The organism is Streptomyces sp. NPDC005070, from assembly GCF_053600395.1.
The window spans coordinates 1-3,438 of sequence record NZ_JBSFZS010000312.1 but is presented as its reverse complement, the minus strand read 5'-3'; the positions used below and the strand labels follow the sequence as shown (position 1 = coordinate 3,438).

Here is a 3,438-nt window from a genome sequence, read left to right as displayed (position 1 = left end):
GGGTCTTGAAAACCGTCGTGGCGCGAGTCACCGTGGGTTCAAATCCCACACCCACCGCAGGTGAATGGGCCCCTGACCAGGCGCCCTTCCGACGTAGCTCGTTCGGTCGGAAATGGAGTCGGGCCCGCCTTGCCGTAGGGCTCCCGGATGGCTTCCGCTTCTACGATTCGTCACACCGGTCACAAGCTCTCGATCCGATCGGGAGCCACCCTCAAGGACACGATGGTGCGCGCCGGCCAGTCCTCCGAGAGGGCGGCGCTGATCCATCAACACTCCGACGCCGAGCGGCAACGGGACGTGGCGGCCGGACTCGACGACATGGTGCGCGCCGAGCGTGCGAGGCGCCGTGACGATGACCCGGCGCACCACAAGGAAGAGCCCACCGGCAGCTAGCCAGTTCTTATGGTGCGGATGTGGTGCGCACGCCGCCCATTGGTCTGGACAACAAAGAACCCCCGGGTCATCGACCTGGGGGTTTCGCATGGAGCGGGTGACGAGAATCGAACTCGCACTCTCAGCTTGGGAAGCTGCGTGCTTTTGAGGGCGGTTCGAGCACTGACCTGATTCCACGGTGGTTCCCCGCTGCTCCCCGCTCAGTCTGGGGTGGCTGTGGTGCGAGCCGCACCGTGGCCATCGCATTCCTCTGACAGCGCTTCTTGTCCACCGCCTGACGCCGGGGCGACATAGAACGAGACATGGGTTGGTCTTCCGCCGGTGTATCGAGCTTCGGCAAGGCCGGCGGCCAGGTCTCGGAGGATGTTCAGCGCGGTCTGGAAATCACCTTGCGCACCCGAGACCGGCTGGGCGTCGGGCCAGAGGCGCTGCCCGGCGGACCAGGGGCTCTGGATCAGCAAGCAGACGTGCGTGTCCGGCGAGGGTGAGTTGCGGGGCTTGCGCACGGCTCACCCATGGTCACGGCAACGCACGGGAGAGGCAAAGGCATCACAAAGAGCGTTTGCCGTCAGGCCGGACAGACGGGACAAGATCCAACACATCATCATGATCCATCCAATTGGCCGATGTTAGTTTTCATACCGCTCTGACCTGACCATCAGAGTCATACAACAGAAAACAAACGGGAGAAAAAGTGCGCAAGTTGGCAGTAGGCGCCCTCCCGGCCGGCCTCTTCGCCATAGGGGCGGGCACAGCATTCGCCGCCTCATGGCACGACATTCCGACACTGTCGACCGGCGGCGCGAAGTTCCACCACGGCGAGTACGCGTGGCACCCCGCAGGCGAGGACCACGGCGCCTTCGAGTGGAAGGGCCAGCTCCAGGACGCCGACCACGGTGACGACCACAACGTGTACGTACAGGTGAAGGTCGAGGGCTACGACTGGAGCCGCTACAACGGCAAGCAGGGGCAGACCGTTCCGCTGAACTACTCCAACTGGGCGCCCTCGCAGCGCTACACCGACGACGCGTACATCCGCGTATGCCGTGACAAGGGTTCGTTCAACCCGGACAACTGCTCGCCTACCAAGCACTACCAGCGGTAGCAGAAAAGCACACCGCCAAGTACCGGGCCCAGGCTGACCTCCTGGGCCCGGTCGCTTCTTTGGGGGAAGCCATCAGTACGTCAGAAGTCCTTTCCGCCAAGGGTGTCGACCTTTCCTACGGCAAGCACCTGGCTGTCAGCGACGCCCACATCTCGATCTCCCGGGGGGAGGTCGCGGCCATCACCGGACAGAGCGGTTCGGGGAAGTCATCGCTGCTGTACTGCCTCGCGGGAGTGCTGCCTCCCGCGCGCGGGCAGGTCCGGTTCGAAGGGGAGTTGCTCGGCGATCTCACCGACGACGAGATCAGTACGCTGCGCCGTGAACGCTTCGGTTTCGTCTTCCAGTACGGCGAACTGCTCCCCGAGCTGACCATCGAGGAGAACACCGCCCTGCCCCTGCGACTGGCCGGGCAGCGCAAGCGGCCGGCGCTCGCGGCCGCCGGTGAAGTCCTCGCCCGGCTCGGACTCGGCGACCTGCGCGAGCGCCGCCCGTCGCAGGTGTCGGGCGGCCAGTGCCAACGCGTCGCCGTCGCACGGGCCCTGGTCCACCGCCCGGCCGTCGTGTTCGCCGACGAGCCGACCGGGTCCCTGGACAGCGCCAACGCATCCGCCGTACTGAAGGAGTTCCTCGGCCTGGCGCGCTCACAGGGCACTGCCGTCATCCTGGTCACCCATGACCCCGGCGTCGCCGCGCAGGCCGACACCCACTACACGATGTCCGACGGAATCCTCGCCCACCGGGGGGCGGCGTGAGGGAGTTCCAGCTCGGTCTGCGCCTGCTGTTCGGATCCGGCCGCGGCAACCGCATACGTTTCTTCCTCATGGCGGCCGGCGGCTCCCTCGGGGTCTGCTGCCTCGCTCTCGTCCTCACCGTCCCGCAGATCCTCGACGCACACGACGGCCGGGCCGCCGCACGTCAACCGCAGACCGCTTCCGCGCGGCCCGCGGGTTCCACCCTGCTGCTCCAGCGCACCGACCCCTACGGCTCGAAGGCGTTCACCCGGGTGTTCGTCGCCAAGGGAATCAAGAACGCCGACAACGCCCCGCCGGGGCTGAAGGAACTCCCGGACCCGGGCGAGGTGTTCGTCTCTCCTCGCGTACACGACCTGCTGCGTGATCGACCCGCCGTCAAGGGACTCCTGCCAGGTCACGAGAAGGGTCTGATCAGCGCGAGCGGACTCGCCCACCCCGACGAGCTGTTCGCCTACATCGGAACGACCCGCGACAAGATCGCCGGCGAGGGCCGCGCCCTGAAGGGATGGGGATACAGCTACGCGCCCTTCCCCGCCGTCGAACCCTCGACCCTGACCTACATCCGTTTCGCCCTGGGCTCACTGGTCCTGCTCCCCCTCGGCATCTTCCTCTCCGTCTGTGCCCGGCTCTCCGCCGCCAGCCGGAACCGCCGCCTCGCCTCCCTGCGTCTGTTGGGCCTGAGCGCCAGGGGAACCCAGCGGGTCAACGCCGCCGAAACCGTGATGGCGGCCTTGCTCGGCGCGGTTCTCGGCCTCGGTGAGTACGGGGTCCTCAACCAGGTGATGACTCGGACCGGACTGCCCAGTCTGAGGTGGTACCCGGCCGATGGCGAGCTGTCCGCGACGACCGTCGGCGTCTGCCTGATCGGCTCCCCGCTCCTCGCCTGGTTCGTCGGCCGGGCCAGCGCGCGATGCCGCGGCCAATCCACTGGCGGTACGCCGCACCGCCGCGCCCAAGCGCCCCGCCAAGTGGGGCGGCCTGCTGCTTGTGACCGGCCTCGGCATCGTCGTCGGCTACTGCGCCACCGGCTTCACCGACCATCCCGCCAACAGCCTCGGCCCGAACGCGGTCCTGATGCCGGCGGGCATTCTGCTGACAGGCCTGGGGCTGGTACTGACGCTGCCCCTGATCTCCTACTCCCTTGCCTTCCGGCTGGCGCGAACCACCCAGTCCCTCACCCTGAACCTG

General features: G+C 67.2%; 2 protein-coding genes and 2 pseudogenes. All 4 read left to right on the top strand.

Going from position 1 to position 3,438, the window contains the following annotated elements:
* Positions 1-83: 83 nt before the first annotated feature.
* Positions 84-393: pseudogene (locus ACWEBX_RS38260) on the top strand (tyrosine-type recombinase/integrase); the annotation flags it as partial.
* 694 nt (positions 394-1,087) lie between these two features.
* The gene (locus tag ACWEBX_RS38255; RefSeq protein WP_451889332.1) at positions 1,088-1,498 is read left to right on the top strand and encodes a hypothetical protein; all 411 of its coding nucleotides are present in this window, start codon (positions 1,088-1,090) and stop codon (positions 1,496-1,498) included.
* Between the two features lie 59 nt (positions 1,499-1,557).
* A complete protein-coding gene (locus ACWEBX_RS38250; RefSeq protein WP_451889331.1) occupies positions 1,558-2,250 on the top strand; it encodes an ABC transporter ATP-binding protein in 693 nt (230 codons plus the stop codon).
* Positions 2,247-3,438, top strand: a pseudogene (locus ACWEBX_RS38245) (hypothetical protein); the annotation flags it as partial. The gene ACWEBX_RS38250 and the pseudogene ACWEBX_RS38245, both read left to right, overlap by 4 nt.